General features: G+C 42.2%; 15 protein-coding genes and 1 pseudogene. 4 read left to right on the top strand and 12 right to left on the bottom strand.

Features of this window, described 5'->3' with window-relative positions:
- A partial coding sequence (fabV, locus tag B4G94_RS05855; protein ID WP_286857681.1) for an enoyl-ACP reductase FabV occupies positions 1-1,127 on the top strand: 1,127 nt, incomplete at its 5' end.
- Between the two features lie 65 nt (positions 1,128-1,192).
- Here the strand turns inward: fabV and B4G94_RS05850 are convergent.
- Both B4G94_RS05850 and B4G94_RS05845 read right to left on the bottom strand, forming a co-directional pair.
- Positions 1,193-2,377, bottom strand: a complete 1,185-nt coding sequence (locus B4G94_RS05850) for an MFS transporter (protein WP_286857680.1) — start codon at positions 2,375-2,377, stop codon at positions 1,193-1,195.
- A 53-nt stretch (positions 2,378-2,430) separates the two neighbouring features.
- Complete coding sequence (locus B4G94_RS05845) at positions 2,431-2,682, bottom strand: hypothetical protein (RefSeq protein WP_108631910.1); 252 nt, start codon at positions 2,680-2,682, stop codon at positions 2,431-2,433.
- A 199-nt stretch (positions 2,683-2,881) separates the two neighbouring features.
- Between B4G94_RS05845 and B4G94_RS05840 the strand changes: the two genes are divergently transcribed.
- Complete coding sequence (locus tag B4G94_RS05840) at positions 2,882-3,292, top strand: OsmC family protein (protein WP_108631909.1); 411 nt, start codon at positions 2,882-2,884, stop codon at positions 3,290-3,292.
- A gap of 205 nt (positions 3,293-3,497) precedes the next feature.
- Positions 3,498-3,932 (top strand): FKBP-type peptidyl-prolyl cis-trans isomerase, encoded by a 435-nt coding sequence (locus B4G94_RS05835; RefSeq protein ID WP_165306634.1) that lies wholly within the window; start codon positions 3,498-3,500, stop codon positions 3,930-3,932.
- A 912-nt stretch (positions 3,933-4,844) separates the two neighbouring features.
- Here B4G94_RS05835 and B4G94_RS05830 read toward each other — a convergent pair.
- The 4 genes and pseudogenes from B4G94_RS05830 to B4G94_RS05815 all read right to left on the bottom strand — a co-directional run bounded on the left by B4G94_RS05830 (position 4,845) and on the right by B4G94_RS05815 (position 12,026).
- Complete coding sequence (locus B4G94_RS05830; protein WP_286857679.1) at positions 4,845-6,017, bottom strand: tetratricopeptide repeat protein; 1,173 nt, start codon at positions 6,015-6,017, stop codon at positions 4,845-4,847.
- Positions 6,018-6,019: 2 nt separating this feature from the next.
- Positions 6,020-7,120 (bottom strand): tetratricopeptide repeat protein, encoded by a 1,101-nt coding sequence (locus B4G94_RS05825; protein WP_108631905.1) that lies wholly within the window; start codon positions 7,118-7,120, stop codon positions 6,020-6,022.
- Between the two features lie 5 nt (positions 7,121-7,125).
- A pseudogene (locus B4G94_RS05820) lies at positions 7,126-9,763 on the bottom strand (DNA gyrase subunit A).
- Positions 9,764-9,926: 163 nt separating this feature from the next.
- A complete protein-coding gene (locus tag B4G94_RS05815) occupies positions 9,927-12,026 on the bottom strand; it encodes a heavy metal translocating P-type ATPase (protein WP_286857677.1) in 2,100 nt (699 codons plus the stop codon).
- Positions 12,027-12,204: 178 nt separating this feature from the next.
- Between B4G94_RS05815 and B4G94_RS05810 the strand changes: the two genes are divergently transcribed.
- Positions 12,205-13,047 carry a mechanosensitive ion channel family protein gene (locus B4G94_RS05810; RefSeq protein ID WP_108631902.1) on the top strand — a complete coding sequence of 281 codons (843 nt, stop codon included), beginning with the start codon at positions 12,205-12,207 and terminating at the stop codon, positions 13,045-13,047.
- Here the strand turns inward: B4G94_RS05810 and coaA are convergent.
- From coaA to lysS, 6 genes are all read right to left on the bottom strand, one after another.
- Positions 13,044-14,003, bottom strand: coding sequence for a type I pantothenate kinase (gene coaA, locus B4G94_RS05805; protein WP_108631901.1), 960 nt, complete (start codon positions 14,001-14,003; stop codon positions 13,044-13,046). The genes B4G94_RS05810 and coaA overlap by 4 nt on opposite strands.
- A 195-nt stretch (positions 14,004-14,198) precedes the next feature.
- Complete coding sequence (locus B4G94_RS05800; RefSeq protein ID WP_241254989.1) at positions 14,199-14,603, bottom strand: OsmC family protein; 405 nt, start codon at positions 14,601-14,603, stop codon at positions 14,199-14,201.
- Between the two features lie 18 nt (positions 14,604-14,621).
- Positions 14,622-15,002 carry a methylglyoxal synthase gene (locus B4G94_RS05795; RefSeq protein WP_108631899.1) on the bottom strand — a complete coding sequence of 127 codons (381 nt, stop codon included), beginning with the start codon at positions 15,000-15,002 and terminating at the stop codon, positions 14,622-14,624.
- Positions 15,003-15,172: 170 nt separating this feature from the next.
- On the bottom strand, positions 15,173-16,405 hold the full coding sequence (locus B4G94_RS05790) for a nucleoside recognition domain-containing protein (protein WP_108631898.1): 1,233 nt from the start codon (positions 16,403-16,405) through the stop codon (positions 15,173-15,175).
- 31 nt (positions 16,406-16,436) lie between these two features.
- Positions 16,437-17,492 (bottom strand): patatin-like phospholipase family protein, encoded by a 1,056-nt coding sequence (locus tag B4G94_RS05785; RefSeq protein WP_286857676.1) that lies wholly within the window; start codon positions 17,490-17,492, stop codon positions 16,437-16,439.
- A 270-nt stretch (positions 17,493-17,762) separates the two neighbouring features.
- Positions 17,763-19,481: a lysine--tRNA ligase gene (gene lysS / locus B4G94_RS05780; RefSeq protein ID WP_108631896.1), complete on the bottom strand. Its 1,719-nt coding sequence runs from the start codon at positions 19,479-19,481 to the stop codon at positions 17,763-17,765.
- Positions 19,482-19,549: the final 68 nt, after the last annotated feature.

Below are 19,549 nucleotides of genomic sequence, written 5' to 3'. Positions count from 1 at the left end.
ATCAAATTGAATACGTGAAATCAAAGGGTGAGATCGCGAATGGTCCGAAGAAAGTCCTCGTCATAGGTGCTTCAACAGGATTTGGTATTGCGTCCCGGATTTCTGCAGCATTTGGTTCTGGAGCTGCTACAATCGGTGTATTTTTTGAAAAACCTGCGGCAGAAGGTAAACCGGGAACCGCTGGTTGGTACAATTCTGCAGCTTTTGAGAAAGAAGCCCATGAAGCTGGACTATACGCCAAAAGTATCAATGGTGACGCATTTTCAGATGACATAAAAAAACAGACCATTGAATTGATCAAAAAGGATCTGGGACAGGTCGATTTAGTGGTTTACAGTTTAGCATCTCCACGTCGTACGCATCCGAAAACAGGTGTCGCACATGCTTCAGTTTTAAAACCTATTCAGGAGCCTTTTACCAATAAAACGGTAGACTTTCACACAGGCGTTGTGTCGGATATCACGATCCAACCTATAGAAAATAATGAGGATATCGCGAATACGGTTGCTGTAATGGGTGGGGAAGACTGGAAATTTTGGATCGAAGATCTGAAAGCTGCCGGCGTTTTGGCTGATGGTGCAAAAACAGTTGCTTATTCTTATATCGGACCTGAACTGACTTATCCGATCTACCGTAACGGAACAATTGGCCGTGCGAAAGACGATTTGGAAGGTACTGTGCCTGCTATCAATGCGATCTTAAGTGATCTGCACGGTGTGGCTTACGTTTCGGTTAACAAAGCATTGGTGACACAGTCCAGTTCTGCGATCCCGGTAGTGCCTTTGTACATTTCCCTATTGTATAAGGTGATGAAAGAAAAGGGAATCCACGAAGGTACGATCGAACAGATGCAACGTTTGTTTGCCGAGCGCCTTTATACTGCTGATGGCAATGTATTGCTTGATGATAAAGGCCGAATTCGTGTTGACGACCTGGAGATGCGTGCAGATGTTCAGGCGGAAGTTGCTGCATTGTGGGAAAAAGCAACTACAGAAAATTTGGAAGAAATCTCCGATATCGAAGGTTACCGTAATGAATTTTTCAATTTATTTGGTTTTAACTTCGATGGTATAGATTACAACGCAGATACCAATGAGGTGGTTGCTGTGCCAAGTATCGAAAGCTAATTGAAGATATATGTTAATAAAAAAGGCTAACCAATTTGGTTAGCCTTTTTTGTTGGTGCCGATCATCAGGCAAGCTTTGTCCTTCGATTGTATAATAAATTTCCGACGACTGCAAAACCGATGGATACCATGATGGCACTGAAAGGGTAGATGCCCGTCATGCCGACATTGTTGGCAACGAAACCGATCAGAGGGCCTGTAATGCCCAGGGAAATATCAATAAATAGTCCGTAGGCAGCTAATGCCGAACCCTGTTGATTCTGGTGCACCCTTTTGATTGCCTCCACACCAAGAGCCGGGAAAACAAGCGAAAATCCCAGTCCCGTCAGTGCGGCCCCAACAAGGGTCCAAAGGGGGTGGAGGGCCAGGGCGATGACCAGGAGGCCCAATGTTTCGACAAAAAGACTAATTAAGGCTACTTTTAGACCGCCATATTGATCGATTACTTTGTTGAATACAAGTCTTGTCAGAATAAAGAAAACACCAAAGACCGTCAAACAAGCCGCACCATTCTGCCAATTGAAGTGCTCATAATATAGCGTCATAAAGGTGGAAATACTCCCAAAACCAAGGCCACCCAAGGCCAGGCAAATTCCGAATGGAGCCACAGTAAGAAGCACTCGCCTGAAACTGACAGTGGCTGTTTTTTTGCTGATTACCTGATAAGGCGTTTTTGATCTGCTGTAGAGATAGCCTAGTATCCCTATTAAACAGGTGAGTATCCCCAGCGATTCATAATTTATATGGTCAACCATAAGTACCCCCAACGGTGCTCCGAGGGCAAGTGCGCCATAGCTCGCAATCCCATTAAATGAAATAGCCTTGGCTGCGTGTTCATCCCCGAGTTCCAATAAAGCCCAGTTGATCGGACTGGCTCCGACCAGCCCCTCGCCAATACCGGTGAACAGCCGGGTGACCAGCAATAAACCTAAACTAATCAACGGTTGTGACCGGAATAAAAAGACCAGCAAAAGTAAAATTCCCGAAAGTGCAAAAAAGAGCATACTGCGGAGGACGGAGACTTTTGGGCCTTTGGTGTCCACGATTTTGCCGGCATAACCCCGAAGTAAAAAGGTGGCAATATATTGTACACTGATGACCAGTCCGGCGACAATTGTATTAAACCCTAGAATTTGATGGATAAAAATGGGTAAGGTCGCAAGTGATAAGCCAATCGTGAAATAACCAAGGAAAGTTAAAGATACATAGCCTAAAATCTTTTTATTGACCTCGGGAAGAGAAATTGTCATTTTAAAAAATTTTAGGCAAAAATACCTGTTTATCCTTGCTTTTGAAAATAAAGTTAGTACACCACTGTCTCTTTAATCTCACAATTTTTATCGAGCCATTCCTGATCGAATTGTTTCGGTGAGACCTTTTTACCCTGATAGATATAATAGATTTTTTCAGATTCTCCTTTTACCGGCGGCCCCGGGATTTTGTTGACAATTTTCTCTTCAGGACATTCCCTGATAAGTGCCTGCTGGCTGCGCTGAGGGGTTTTGCAAGAAGTAAATGCTGCTGTTAGGATGAGGAGATACGCTAATTTATTCATGAGTTTAGTTTTATTATATTGAATAACGAGACTTTATTCGCATGTGCGACATGATTTTGCGGAATAAAACACAACTTTTTATACTGTTGTTTGTTCAATAAAAGGGGGGAGTCAGATGATGGATGATGAGACTTTATCGCGAAGTTTTGAAGATCAGAATAGTATTCATTAATAATCATATAACAACAAAAGAGCAATCATGAGAAGAAAAGCAACAGCCCTATGGAACGGGAACCTAAAAGAAGGTAAAGGGAATTTAACAACAGACAGTACCGTATTAGACCATACCCAATATTCATTTTCAACACGATTTGAGGATGGTGTGGGTACCAATCCGGAAGAGTTGTTGGCCGCTGCGCATGCCGGATGTTTTACCATGCAGCTGAGCGCATTTTTAACCGAAGCCGGGTTTTCTCCCGATGAACTCAAAACCGTATCGACCATTGTTTTTGAAAATGGCGCAATTGTCCGTTCTGAATTGGAACTGACGGCGAAAGTGCCATCCATTGATGAATCGGAATTTCAGGCACTCGCTCAAAAAGCAAAAGAGAATTGTCCCGTAAGCAAAGCATTTAGCTTCGAAAAAACGTTACAGGCTACTTTGGTATAAAGACGCCGGAATAAAATGGTTTAACGACCATAGCAATGCAGTGATGTTTTAGGAAATCCTAAAAATCACTGCATTTTTTCATTAAAAAAGGAAAAAGCCGTTACTTTGGTCTCTGATCAGTCTATTGTATAACGCATACCGGTAAACTTCGCGGGTATGTATAAATCCAACTGATTGCGGTGAGGGAAAGTTAAACGAAATTATTTTGGTACAAAAAAAGAAAAGTAAACTAAATGCTACGGCATTATTTGAAAAGAATAGGGCCGAAGGTCTCGTATTTCTAGCGGAGAATGCGACGAAAGACGGTGTGATCGTCTGTCAGTCAGGTTTACAGTATAAAATATTGACAGAAGGTGCGGGCAAGATTCCGACGAAGGCTTCCAAGGTCATCTGTCATTACAAGGGTGAACTGTTGGACGGAACGGTATTTGATAGCTCCTATAAACGTAAACGTCCGGAAACATTTTATATCAATGAACTTATCCGTGGCTGGCAAGAGGCGATGTGCATGATGCCCGTGGGATCGATATGGCAAGTGTATCTTCCACCGCATTTGGCTTACGGCAAGGAAGAGCTCTTGCCACGAAAAGGCGGAGAGTGTACCTTGGTTTTTCAGATTGAGCTGATTGCGATTCTGTGAGGATTTATTGAAAAGATTACTATGAGCTAAATGCGTAGCTTCGCACCGAATTTTGAGCCTACTCGAAATTTGTAATAGGAACTGCCTCATACAAAAAAAAATGAAGATAAAAGGGGTAAAATTGTGCCAAAATGCAAAAAGCACAAAATTCGGTTTGGCACGATTTTACCCCTAAAATTTATTGATTTGTGATAAAATATTTGCTAAAATCGCTGTTTTGGATGTCTTCAAGGCGGATTTTAATCACGCTTATTTTCTAGGTTAATCTTAAGGGAAAAGTAAATTCCCTTAAGGAGTTTTTGAATTCCCCTAAGGGGGCGGAGCGTTCCCCACTGGGAAAAGTAAATTCCCTTAAGGAGTTTTTGGATTCCCCTAAGGGGACGGAGCGTTCCCCACTGGGAAAAGTAAATTCCCCTTGGTGTATTTAGGTTTCCCTTAAGGGAATGTTGCGGAGTCCACTTGCGAAAGTAAATTCCCTTAAGAAGTTTTTGGATTCCCCTAAGGGGACGGAGCGTTCCCCACTGGGAAAAGTAAATTCCCTTAAGAAGTTTTTGGATTCCCCTAAGGGGACGGAGTATTCTCCACTGGAAAAAGTAAATTCCCTTAAGAAGTTTTTGGATTCCCCTAAGGGGACGGAGTGTCCTCCACTGGGAAAAGTAAATTCCCCTTGGTGTATTTAGGTTTCCCTTAAGGGAATGTTGCGGAGTCCACTTGCGAAAGTAAATTCCCTTACGAAGTTTTTGGATTCCCCTAAGGGGATGGAGCGTCCTCCACTGGAAAAAGTAAATTCTCCTTGGTGTATTGGGAATTCCCTCAGGGAAATGTTGCGGCTCCTTCGGGGAAAAGCAATAAAAAATCCCCGGAAAAACCGAGGATTTCATTTATCTATTTTAGAAAAATTTACTCCAGTTATTATTGCAATTCTTTGATTTTCGCATTGATCTCAGCTGTCTTAGCTTCGTCCTGCATGAAAACATAATAGTTTTTAAGATTTGTTAAAGCGTCTGCATTTTTCGGCTGTAGGGCAACTGCTTTCTCCAAATAAGGCAATACCGATTTCAATTCTGCCTTGATCTTATCCACTTCGGTGTTATATTGCGCCTGTGTCAATTTTCTGTTGTTGTTTACGACATTAAGCTTTTCACGTGTTTTGTTCATCAACGTGATCGCTAAATTTGTATTGGCTTCAAAGAAGTTCGGATCGATTTCCAATGCTTTCTTATAAGCCGCAATTGCCGCTTCGTCATTTTTTGCGGATGACTGTGCAATTCCTAAATAATAGTTCAAACTTTTGTTTGAAGGATCTTTCGCCAATTGGGCAGTGATGGCATCAATAGTCTCTTTTTCGTGACCTGTAATCAGATTCAATTCGATATTTTGCGTCATTGCCGCATTGTCATCCGGATAAGCCTCAGCAGCTTTCTTCGCGTATTCCAAAGCAGAAGTCGTGTCTTTTACATTTAAATACAATTTAGGTAGATCAACCATAATTGTTTTATGTGAAGAAAAGTCTTTTCTAGGGATCAGTTCTTTGTAACGCTCGATTGCATTTTTATAATCCTTGTTGGACAATGCTGCTACACCGCTATAGTAAGTCACCAATGTGTCTCCGGGAAGGTAAGTCAATGCTTTGGTGAATGAATTATAAGAATCGGCATATTTCTGTGCCTGATACTCTTCAGCACCGATATTGAAGTTATATTGTCCAAGAATTTGCTCAGCCACAGTGATGTTCGCTTTGTTGGCACCATCAGTATCCAATTGTTTTGCTTTGGCAATACCATCTTCTGCTAATTTTGCCAGTTCAGTGGATTTATCTATAGTTGATAGGTTTGCGTTAACGAGAGCATAAACTGTCCAAGCCTCTGCATTATCTTTTGTTTTTTCGTTGATAACAGCAGCGTCGATGGCTTCTTTTGCTGATTTAAGATTAGGCAGGCCTAATTGAGCAGTACCCGCTTCTTTTAATTCCTGAAATTTTGCAAGACCAGTTTTTGCCTTTTTTACGTTACCCGTTTGGGCGAAAGAAACTGATGTAGATACAGTACCTATTGCCGCTAATAATAATAGAGATTTTAAATTCATATCTATTTAACTGTTAATTGATTCAATAATAAGTTTACCCTGTCTAATTGTGAGGCATCATCAATAAGTGTATAATATTTTGCCAGTGCCTTCAAGGCATTTACATCATAGGGTTTGATCTCGTTTGCTTTTAATAGATATTCGACCGTTAAATCCTGAATATCTTGATTCGTCGGATCTTTTAATAGCGTTTCAAGATTAATTAAGCCTAGTGCCAAATTAGATTCATAGTTGTTTGGATCTAACCGCAATACATTATTGTAATACTCTTTTGCTTTTTTTAGATCATTTGCATTTTCGTAAGAATAGCCGGCAATGTAATTTAATTCAACATTTTCAGGCTCCAGACGAATGGCATCAGCAATCACATTCAATATGGCATCATACGAACTGTTGGCTGAATACACATCGATCAATCTAAAAAGTATCTGCTTATTCTCAGGGAATACAGCATGACCTTTTTCTAAAACGTTTAAGACATCCTGTTTAGTACCTCCCAGACCATAAATTTGTGCTAATTCCAGAAAGTAGCCCGGCTTAGGGTTTTCTCCTTTAATGAGTTCATCATAATATTTGATGGAATTCATATAATCTTTGTTTTTTCCGGCGAGTACCGCGAGATTATATTTGAGGTCGCTATTCTTAAAACCGAGCGAGTCTATGCGAAGGTAAGCCTGGTATGCTTTATCAAACTTTCCGTCCTTTAAAGCAGCACCGCCTTGATAGGAGATGGCACCAGCAAGATTTTGACGGATATAATCCATCTCAGCCGGAAAATTTCGACGTGCTTTTTTCGCATCCAGCAATTTTAATGATTTGATGGATATGTCGATAGGGTCTAATTTATACTGCTGTTTTCGAGTTGAATCCGCAACTGCCAGTGAGCTATATACCAAAGCCCTCAGCAGGTTGTTGTTGACAGATGCCGAATCTTTTTTGGATTGGAATGCAGCATCTGCAAACTTTCTGGCGTTTTCAAGATTTTTAAAATCGCCAGTTTTGGTATATAAAGCAAAACTGTTGCTGCCCTCTTTCAAATTTGATTGGGCAGCAACAGTTAAACTACTTGCAGATATGAACAATGATATCAGTAAGTTTTTCATTCAGTTTATTCTTCGTTTGAATCTATATTTTCTCCAGAAGTTAATCCTTCATTATCCGCTTCTGTTGAATTTTCATCGCCAGACTCTTCATCCGATTCTTCTTCGCGATCTACTTTTGTGATCGAAGCGATCTCGTCGTTGTCTTTCAGGTTAATGAGTCTTACACCTTGTGTTGCACGGCCCATGACACGTAATTCTTCTACAGCTATCCGGATAACAATACCTGATTTATTGATGATCATAAGGTCTTCTGCGTCTGTAACGCCTTTTATGGCAACCAATTCACCTGTTTTATCAGTTACATTGATTGTTTTGACACCCTTACCACCACGATTTGTAACCCGGTAATCTTCGATATCCGTACGTTTTCCGTAGCCTTTCTCCGAAACCACCAACACCGTTGTTTCTGAATCATTGACACTAATCATGCCAATCACCTCATCACTTTCGGAAGAAAGGGTAATACCACGAACGCCTGTTGCTGTACGGCCCATTGGGCGGACGGTAGACTCATTAAAGCGAATAGCTCTTCCTGAGCGCAGTGCCATCACAATTTCGCTGCTTCCTGTAGTCAAACAAGCTTCGATCAATTGATCACCTTCGTTGATGTTGATCGCATTGATACCATTTGCTCTCGGGCGGGAATAGGCTTCCAAAGACGTTTTCTTGATGGTACCTTTTTTAGTACACATGATAATGAAGTTGTTTTCCAGGTATTCCTGGTCTTTCAGGTTCTTCACTAAGATAAAGGCCTTAATTTTCTCTTCCTTCGGTACATTGATGATGTTTTGAAGTGCACGGCCACGCGAAGTACGGCTTCCTTCAGGGATCTCAAATGCACGCAACCAGAAACAGCGACCTGCTTCGGTAAATAGGAGCATGTAGTTGTGCGCCGAGGCTGTAATGATGTGTTCGGTGAAATCCTCTTCACGCGTGTTTGTTCCGATTGATCCACGGCCACCACGACCTTGACGTTTATATTCGGATAATGGCGTACGTTTTACATAGCTGTTATGGGAGATTGTGATCACGATTTCTTCGTCATCAATAAAGTCTTCCATACGCATGTCTTCGGCAGAATGAACAATCTGCGACCTACGTTCGTCACCATATTTTTCTTTGATCTCAATTAACTCATCTTTGATGATCTTCATGCGGAGCTCTTCGTCTGCCAATATAGATTTCAAATAGTCAATTGTTTTCATCAATTCAGCATATTCTTCTTTGATCTTATCACGTTCCAGTCCTGTCAGACGACGCAAGGTCATATCCAGAATAGCACGGGCCTGGAGATCGGATAGACCGAATTGCTCCATCAATCCAACACGTGCATCCTCAGGTGTATCGGAGTTACGGATTAATTTGATGACTTCATCCAAATGATCCAGGGCGATCAAGTATCCTTCCAAGATATGTGCACGTTTTTCAGCTTCCGCCAATTCGTAACGTGTACGTCTGACGATAACATCGTGTCTATGCTCAACAAACTCACGAATCATATCTTTTAGATTCATCAGTACAGGTCTTCCTTTAACTAAGGCGATATTATTGACTGAAAAAGAAGTTTGTAGCGCTGTATATTTGAATAGGTTGTTTAAAACAACATTGGCGTTGGCATCACGTTTAATGTCATAAACGACACGCATACCAGTACGGTCAGACTCATCGCGGATCGCCGAAATACCTTCCAATTTCTTTTCATTGACCAAATCGGCAGTACGTTCGATCATATTGGCCTTATTCACCTGGTAAGGGATTTCGGTCACAATAATCTGTTCTTTTCCGGATTTGGTCGTTTCGATTTCGGCTTTAGCACGCATGACAATACGGCCACGGCCTGTATTACAAGCATCCTGAACACCGGCATACCCGTAGATCAATGCTCCCGTAGGGAAGTCAGGGCCTTTGATATGTTGCATCAATTCAGGTACTTCAATATCACGGTTATCGATGAAAGCTATAGTACCATCAATGACCTCCGAGAGGTTATGTGGTGCCATATTTGTTGCCATACCTACAGCGATACCCGAAGCTCCATTGACCAGGAGGTTAGGGATGCGTGTTGGCAATACGGTAGGCTCCTGCAAGGAGTCGTCAAAGTTATTTTGGAAATCNNAGGTTAGGTACCCGAGTAGGAAGAACAGAAGGTTCTTCTAAAGAGTCATCAAAGTTGAGTTGGAAATCTACGGTGTCTTTTTTGATATCTGAAAGCATTTCTTCTGCGATCTTGCGTAACCGAGCCTCGGTATAACGCATTGCTGCAGGAGGGTCACCGTCCAGCGAGCCGTAGTTTCCTTGACCATCTACTAATGGATAGCGCATGGACCAACTTTGAGCCATACGTACCATTGCTTCGTAAACAGAAGAGTCACCATGTGGGTGATATTTACCTAATACGTCACCAACGATACGGGCAGACTTTTTATAAGGTTTACCACTGGTAACCCCTAAGTCCAACATACCATAAAGAACACGTCTGTGTACAGGCTTCATGCCGTCACGTGCATCAGGAAGAGCCCGGGATACAATGACAGACATGGAGTAGTCAATGTAAGCAGACTTCATCTGATCCTCGATATTGATTGGGATAATCCGGTCGTTTGCCGGAACAAGATTGTTGTCGTTTTCTGTTTCTTCAGCCATATGAATTTGGTTTCAATAAAACTAGTAAGCAAGCCTTTTTAATTGGCTTGCTACGCATGCGAAGTTACAAAAATTTAACCTCAAAAGCGAATGAATTGAACCCTAATATACACAAAAAAGACAATCTTTTATGGATTGTCTTGGTACTTATGCCGTATCGTTTTTATTTCATTTTTTTAAAGCGTAGGCGGATCGAATTACCGATGACAATGAGATCGGAGAAGGCCATGCTTAACGCTGCCAGCATAGGGCCTAAGAATCCTGCTGCTGCCAATGGGATCGCGATAATATTATAGGCAAATGCCCAAAAAAGATTCTGCTTGATGGTCAGTAAGGTGTGATGACCTATCTGCAGTAGCTTTTCGATAGATTTCAGATCGCTGTTCAGCAGTATGACTTTTGCGGACTGAATGGCAATATGTGTTGCGTCGCCGAGTGAAATACCGACATCCGCTGCCGTAAGGGCAGGGGCATCGTTAATGCCGTCGCCTACCATTGCCGTAGCGGCCGTTTTTTTGAGATCCGAAAGGATCGTCAATTTTTCGCTGGGTGATTTTTCCCAGTAAACATCCGCTATACCAAGTTTTTGTGCCACCCGTTCACATTTACTTTGCCTATCACCGCTCAATAGGATAGGACGGATTCCTTTATCTTTTAGGTACTGTACAAGTTCTTTTGCATAGGGCTTGATCTGATCTTCCAGCACGATACCTGCAATGACAACCTCATTGATGGTCAGCGTCAGGTCGTACCTGTTGGAATAATCTTTCCTGCCAATTTTAGCATTACAGATGGAATAGCTGTTTCCATTGGTGTCCGTGGCAAATATTCCCTGTCCTTTTATTTCGTTGACTTCTTTGAATATAATGCGGTATGACTTGATCTCCTTGAGATGCTTGCGGATAGATTGGGCAATTGGGTGGCTGGAATAACTTTCCAGCTGTGCAATGATCGACTCCACCTGCGATTGCGCTATACCAAAGGTCTGAATGGCTTTGATATTAAAATCGCCTGTTGTCAGCGTTCCCGTTTTATCAAAAACGATCTGTTTGATTTCTGACAGCTCTTCGATTGTGCTGCCGCCCTTGATGAGGATGCCCTGTTTGGCTGCCCGCCCCAGACCGACCATCACTGCTGTAGGTGTGGCCAGGCCCATCGCACAGGGACAGGAGACCACAAGTGTCGCAATGGCATTCATCAATGCCTGCTGTAGCGGCAATTGGGCAATAAAGTAGGCGATAAAAAAAGTGAAAAATGCGATCATGACAACAATAGGTACAAAATAGGCCGCCACCTTATCACCAAATTTTTGAATGGGCGGCTTTTTGCTCTGTGCGTCTTTAATCAACTGAATGATCTGATATAAAACGCTTTTAGACCCTACTTTAGTGGCCGAAATCCGGATATTGCCGGCGCTCAGCAATGTGCCGCCGATCACGGCATCATATTTTGTTTTTTCGATCGGGAGACTCTCGCCCGTCAGCATGGATTCGTCGATCCAGGCATGGCCATCCAGAATATCACCATCCACCGGAATCAGGCTTCCCGTATTCACTTTCAGAATATCCCCGGATTTGATCTCTTTAGCCCTAATTTCAATTTCGTTATCGCCTTCAATTTTAATCGCTTTAATGTCTTGGTATTTAACCAGATCTTTGATGGCGGATGTGGTTTTGGTAACAGCGCGTTTTTCAAGCACATTACCCATAAAGACTAAGGTAATAATCGTTGCACAGGTTTCGTAAAACTGATAATCGTGCCCCAGATGGTAATAAGTGCCAATAGCACTGTAGACAAATGCCGCAGTGGATCCGACAAAGATAAGCACATCCATGTTGGGCATTTTATTCCATAGCGAACGCAGGGCACTATTACCAAAGTAGAGACAACCGACAAGATAAACCGGTGTACAGAAAGCCAGCTGTATATAGGGGTCGTGGAGCAAGGGGAGAGTCACAAACATATGACTCCATAGCGGAATGGTAAAAAGTAGGCAGATCAAAAATTTGAGTTCAACGGACTTCCAAAAGCTTACTTTGCTGTCTTTATCCTTAATGACTTTATAGCCCAATGACTCGATACCTTTGACAAGCTGCGGAACCTGATCTTGGGGGATAGCGGAGAACTTTACTTCATCTGAAGCGAAATCAACGTAGATCTCCTTAGCACCCTTGTCTTCTAGGTATTTATGGATTGAAATAGCACAATTTGTGCAGTGCATTCCGGTTACGTTGAGTTCAGTTTGCACGTTGGATTCCTTCATTTAATAGCATGTAATGTCTTTAGGCAAAGATAGGTATTTCCTGATAATGCTCTTTACGTAAAGTAAAATTGTTTAGTTCCACGACTGCTTTAGCGCTACTGTACAGGAAAAAAAATCTTCGGCACCGTGGAGAAAAACGATAAATTTGTTTTTATTTGCAAATCATTAACGTTTAAAAATGACAAAATCTATTTCCTTTATCATACGGATTATTCTACTCGTTGCATTGACGGCTTCATTTGTACAATTCGAGTCTTTTTATAAGCAGCGGGAGGTCATACTGAACATGGCCTACGGACTGAATACGTTTCTGACGGCCAGTGTACTAATTTCGATCGGTCATTTTATCCTCGTCAAGCTTTACAACAGCCGCAATGAACATCAGGTTGTCCGCGGTAACTTTGTACTGGGAATTACACGTGTAGCAACTGTGGGAAATGTGTTTTTTATCATTGTTAGTTTGATGATTGCAGTCGGTATCAACCCGAAAGATTTTATAACCAGCATGACGATTGTGGCGATGGCCATCGCCGTTATCTTCAGGGAATATATCACCAATATGATATCGGGCCTGATCATTATGTTTTCGGATCAGTTTTCCGTCGGTGATCGCATTAAAATAGGGGAATATCAAGGTAAAATCGTCGACATTACGCTAGCCAATCTCGTTGTACGGGACGAGGATGATGATGCGGTCATGATCCCGAACAACTTGGTGTTTACGGCAACCCTGGTCAATAAAACATCGCAGAAATCCAATAAAATTGTTGTAAAATTTGAATTGCCGATGGATCGTGCCGTGCCTGTAGAAGTGCTGGAAGAGTACTTTAACCCCTTATTTCAGCATAATTCCAATCTGGATCATGGCCAGGGATTTACGGTGAAAATAGCTGACTTAGCCAAAGACTATGTAAAATATAAAGTTGAGGTCAGCACGATATCCTCAAGTAACCGGATTCACCAGCAGGTGCAGAGCAAGATTCTGAATGAGGTTCTTCAATTTAAGGGAACGGTCAGTTAGATCTTTCTGACTTTCACATTTTTGACAAAATGATGGCTGCCTTTTTCCAGAATAAGATCGGCGCGATAGCGGGTCGGTAAGATGTTCTTGATCAGGTTTGGCTTATTAATCTCATTCCAGATATTAACGGCCATCGCATGACTTTCTTCGGGTGACATATCTGCATATTTATGGAAAAACGAAGCCGGATTCTGAAAAGCGGTCGCCCGTAGGGATTCAAACCTGTTGGTATACCACTCGATGAGGTTTTTCTCACTGGCATGTACGTAGATCGAATAGTCGAAAAAGTCGGAAACGAAGACGCTATGTCCTTTGCGGGGGCGTTGTGAATTGACCTGTAACACATTGATTCCTTCGACGATTAAGATGTCCGGTTGTTCAATGATCTGGTGCTGATCATCGGGTAATACATCGTAAACCAGATGGCTGTATACCGGAACCATAATTTTAGGTGCTCCGGATTTAACCGCAGAAAGAAAATGGATCAGTCGTTTGGCATCATAACTTTCCGGAAATCCTTTGCGGTTCAGAATTCCTTTTTCGATCAGTTGTTGATTGGGATGGAGAAAACCATCCGTGGTCACCAGATCCACCTTTGGTTTTGAAGGCAGCATACTCAGCACCCGTTGCAACACCCTGGCTGTTGTACTTTTTCCGACAGCGACAGAGCCCGCAATACCGATGATATAAGGTAATTTACTTTCTTCTTTCCCAAAAAAACGATTTGTCCGCTGATGCAGGCTTTGGAAACGGTCAATGTGAATTTCCAGCAAATGGCTCAACGGAAAATAGACTTCTTCGATCTCCTGGTTTGTCAATGGCTCATTGAGCGCATGCAGGTTGTCAAGATCTTCGGAACTGAAGTTGTGCAATACCTTTCCATTTAGATTTTTCCAGTCTTCCCGTTTAATTGATCTAAAAGGAGAGTCTATTGCTATTTGTGGATCCAATTGCATCGAATTGCTATTTTTATTGAACGTTTATATGTTATTGATGTCCTGCTTATTTTTCGCTGTTACAGCGCACTTTTCAACTATTCAGCGGCATATAAGAACCTTCATTATCTTTTACTGCAATTGGCAGGTATTGTTGTGCGAAGATTTTTTGTGCGGACAAATATAATTAGTGTCGCCCGTTATCCCAAGAAACAATTACAAATGATTTGAAGTTATTACAATAGGATTAGTTAAGATTTTATGTACAGGACATTTTTCGGCAATCTTAAACAGTCTCTTCTTTTGTTCGTCATCCAGATTACCCTTAAAGCTAATATGACATTGTATATAGGTGGTCTGTTGCTGTTCACTGGTCTGCACTTCATGAGAAAGGCGGATAATAACTTCTTCCAGAGGCCAGCTTTTTCGGTCGGCATACATTTTTACGGTGATTGCTTTGCAGGTGCCTAACGAAGAGAGCAGCAGTGGTGTGGGATTTATTCCCTGATCCTGTCCACCCAAATCCTCGGGCTCATCGGCAATAATCTGGTGTTTACCATATTGTACGGTCGTGGTATAAGGTGTTTCACCTATGGTGACAATAACTTCATTTTCCATCATCTTAAATAAAATGGTTTGTTAGTCGACAAGATCTTCCAATAATCCTTCAATAATTAAGCTTCCGGTGGCAGGATTGGTGGCCAAGGGAACATTGTAAAGGTCGCACACACGCATCAACATTTGAATATCAGGTTCGTGGGCGTGCTTACCAAGTGGATCACGAAAGAAGATAATGCCATCTACTTTACCTTCAGCGGCCAGTGCGGCGATCTGTGCATCGCCCCCCATCGGGCCGCTTAATTTTAACTCCACTGGAAGTCCTGTCTGCCGCACATAGGAACCCGTCGTTCCCGTTGCGATAATATGAGCATGCTCCAGTAAATCCTGGTGGTCTTTGACAAAAGCAACCATTTCTGGCTTCTTGCCATCGTGGGCGATCAGTGCGATTGTTTTTTTCATCCCTATCTAATTATTTGTTCATTTGTATTTGCTTCCGATGGCTAAAAAGCCATCTTCAACAGATTTATGTGTCTATCGGCAAGTATCTTTTTACGACAGGGCACAGTCAGATTTGTTTTTTATAATATGTCTACCTGTATCTTCTAAACTTAAGCAATGCTTGTAAAATGCTATTTAAAGAAAATATAGGATATAATAATAGCGGCAATCACGCCCGCCAATTCAGCCAATAAGGCACAAGGCAAGGCATGTCTGGTCCGTTTTATCCCCACGGCGCCAAAGTAGACCGCCAGTACGTAAAAAGTTGTTTCAGTGGAACCCTGAATAACACAGGCGACACGTGCCGCAAAGTCCATAGGCCCTTTGGCATTCATTAAGTCAACCATCAGTCCACGCGCACCTGACCCGCTGAGCGGTTTCATAAATGCGACCGGCAGGGCATCAACAAAGGAAGTATCTAAACCACATAAGGCAATACCTTTGGATATTCCGGCGACCATATAATCCATTGTTCCTGAGGCTCTAAAAACAGCGATGCCGACCAGCATGGCCACCAGATAAGGAATAATTTTGACAGAAACTTCAAATCCTTCTTTAGCACCTTCAATAAAAGAATCGTAGACATTGACTTTGCGAAAAAGCGCCAAACCTATGAAAGATGTGAAGAGGCTAAACAGGATCACATTACCAAATACTTTGCTGAAGATCTCTATTTCGGCTTGTTGTAGTCCCGAGAAATAATATAATAATCCACCGATAAATAAACCCATGGCACCTAAATAGCCTAAAACGACCCGGTTGAATAGGTTTATTTTTTGATAAAGGGCAACAAGGATCAAAGCTACTAAAGTCGAAAAGAAGGTTGCGATCAAAATCGGAAGAAAGACGTCGGAGGGATCCGGTGCACCCGCTTCCTTGCGGTAAGCCATAATGGAAATCGGTAATAAGGTAAGACTGGATGCGTTGAGCACAATGAACATAATCTGTGCATTCGTTGCCGTTTCCTTATTGGGATTCAGTTCCTGGAGCTCCTTCATCGCCTTAAGGCCCAAAGGTGTTGCTGCATTATCCAGACCCAGCGCATTGGCAGAAAAATTCATTAAAATAGATCCGAGAGCAGGATGGTTCTTAGGGATTTCGGGAAATAATTTATGGAAAAAAGGCCCTACGATTTTTGCGAAGATATTGATCATGCCGCCTTTCTCACCGATTTTCATGATTCCCAGGGCGAAAGTCATCATCCCGACCAGCCCCAAGGAGATTTCAGCTCCGGTTTTAGCGCTGTCAAAGATGGAATTGACAATTTGTTGGAAGATTTCGGTATCTCCGAAAAAGATAAGTTTTACCAGGGCTACAGCAAATGTGATTAAAAAAAATGCAACCCATACGTAGTTTAATGCCATAATAGATTTAAATATGCGTAAAAGTAACCTTTTAGAATTTATCCATCAACTGGCTCCAAGGATTTTTCTTCTTATTCTGATTCTTTTCTTTGATGAGGTGTTCGATGATATAATCCAGTGTATCCTCATGTTCACTGATCAGCTTATCCGATAAGGAGATGAGTTTTTGGATATTGTTTGTTGAGGCTGCATCAAGGGAAGCATTGATACTGGATAGATTTGCCGGCTCCAGACGAACGTAATTCTGCTGTTTCCCATTGCTTCTGAATAATTGCTTGATAAAAAATTCGGTACTTTCGGAAGAGGCACTCGTCATGATGTCCACAAGTGCGGGGCCGATCTGAATGGCAAGCTTTTTCTTGAAGTGTTCGTAATTGTAGGCTGTCTTTGATACCCCGGTGCCCAAGGAAACCATAAACATATCGTTGATCTGTGTACTGTTAAAGGCTTTTAACACCTCAAGCAAGCCGCAGATGGAGGGATTCTGCGCAAACACTCCACCATCTATGAGCGGATATCTGGTATTGGATATGGAATAGATTTCGGCAACGGGAAAGAACGTCGGGGCTGCCGAAGTCGCTTTGCAGACATCTTTGAGGTAAAAGTCCCGCGCTTCGCCATGGGTGATTGCCTTCTGTTGCCTAAAAAAATGATTTTTACGGAGCTCGATGTTATAGGCTGTGATAATGCATGGCTTGATCAGGTGGCTTAACCGCGCATTTTGAAAATATTTGTCCAGCACATTAGACAAGGCGGCCGAAGAGTACAATTCACTCACCAGACCGAATTCACCCAGAAAACGACGCCATTTGGAGGTGTGGAAGATTTCTGTCCCGTGGTTGACGAATAGATTTAAAGCATCGCGGGCTGAAAACTTGGGATGCGTAGGATCCCGTTCGTCCGGAAACAATAAGATGCTTGCAAGAATTCCGCCACTGCTCGTGCCGGCAATAAAGTCAAAATAAGAGGCGATCCGCGCATTGGGATCCATTGTTTTTTTTTGTAATTTTTCCTCCAAAGCCACGAGTATCATAGCTGGGATAATCCCTCGAATACCACCTCCATCAAGGGCGAGTATGCTCTTCATACGCTAACGCTATTTTAATTCAAGATACGTAAATATAGAAAATGTTTACAATTTAGATTGCCCTTTTGAGGCGAAGGTTTTTGTAATAAAAATATAGCCGATCACGATCAGGCGTATGTTTGCGTTGGATGGTAAATGAGAGGCCACTGTTTCTTAATCGGGGATTTTAGGTTTTATTGACCGGGATATTTAGGCACTATCCTGTGGGGATATGGGAGGATCCTAAATAACAGCGGCGGATGTTAGTCCGTCGCTGTTAGTGTCATTGTATTAGTTAAACCAAGCCAGCACTTCGTCTTTACTCGGCATAGTTATGTCTAGTTTTAATTTTTTACGCATGCCGCCAAGATCATTAAAAACCTTATTTGGGTTGGCTTCTTTTAAGGCTTCGATGGTTGTAAAGCCCATTTTTTGTAATGCCGGTACCCAAGCGGCAGGAATACCTTGCTCTTCATAGTCCTTCACGTCCGCAACTTTTGTTACCTTTTCAGGGCGCATCTGCGGGAAGAACAATACTTCCTGAATAGAAGCATTATTGGTCAGAAACATAATCAGGCGATCCATACCTATTCCTAAACCGGAAGTAGGTGGCATACCATACTCTAAAGAACGCAAGAAATCCTGGTCAATAAACATGGCCTCATCATCCCCCTTCTCTGAAAGTTTCAATTGATCTTCAAAACGTTCGCGTTGGTCAATTGGGTCATTCAATTCGGAGTAAGCATTGGCAATCTCTTTTCCACAGACCATTAACTCGAAACGTTCTGTTAAATCCGGATTATCGCGATGTTTTTTGGTCAATGGTGACATCTCTTTCGGATAATCGGTGATAAATGTTGGCTGGATGTAGTTGCCTTCACATTTCGCACCAAAGATCTCGTCGATCAATTTGCCTTTACCCATTGTTTCGTTAACGTCGATACCCATACCTTTTGCGGCTACACGGATTTCTTCTTCGGTTTTGCCGGTGATATCAAATCCTGTGAATTCTTTGATGGAATCGGTCATCGAGATACGCTTATATGGCGCCCTGAAATCAATTTTATGTTCGCCAAAAGTTGCTTGTGTGGTACCGTTTACTGCAAGTGCACAGTGCTCCAAAAGGCGTTCTGTGAAATCCATCATCCAGTTGTAGTCTTTGTAAGCCACATAGATTTCCATGGCCGTAAATTCGGGATTATGCGTGCGGTCCATTCCTTCGTTACGGAAGTTTTTGGAAAATTCGTACACCCCGTCAAAACCACCTACGATCAGTCTTTTTAAATAAAGTTCGTTCGCAATACGAAGGTATAATGGAATATCCAATGCATTGTGGTGGGTGATAAACGGACGTGCTGCGGCACCTCCGGGAATAGACTGTAAAACGGGTGTTTCTACTTCCATATAACCGGCGTCGTTAAAAAATTGACGCATGGCATTAAAAAGTTTGGTGCGTTTGACAAATATATCCTTATTGGCAGGGTTTACAATTAAGTCAACATAGCGCATTCTGTAACGTTGCTCCGGATCCGTAAAGGCATCGAATGTTTTGCCTTCAGCGGATTTAACCACTGGAAGGGGACGTAAGGATTTGGATAATACCGTAAGTTCCTCTACGTGTACTGCAATCGCTTCAGTCTGTGTCGTGAAAACATATCCTTTGACACCTACAATATCGCCGATATCCAATAGTTTTTTGAAAACAACATTGTAGAGATCTTTATTTTCATCAGGGCATACGTCATCACGCTTAATATAAGCTTGAATACGGCCGGTAGAATCTTGGATTTCAAAAAATGAAGCACTTCCCATCACACGACGGCTCATAATGCGGCCGGCAATGGTAATGTTCTTATAATTCAATTTATCTCTATCGTAGTTTTCTAAAATATCGGCAGCATGTGCATTGACGACAAATTCATTCGCTGGAAAAGGCTCGATTCCCATATCCAACAACGATTGCATCGCCTGTCTTCTAAGTTGTTCCTGTTCGGATAATACAGTACTCATTCGGTCTGAATAATATTTAAAATGTGAAAATCATGCAAAAATAGCCATTTTTTTCAATTCTTTTTATT

It is taken from the genome of Sphingobacterium sp. UBA7625, from assembly GCF_002484085.1.
Classification (GTDB): Bacteria; Bacteroidota; Bacteroidia; order Sphingobacteriales; family Sphingobacteriaceae; genus Sphingobacterium; species Sphingobacterium athyrii.
Note: the sequence above shows the minus strand (reverse complement) of the source record. Positions and strands in the feature narration are given on the sequence as shown.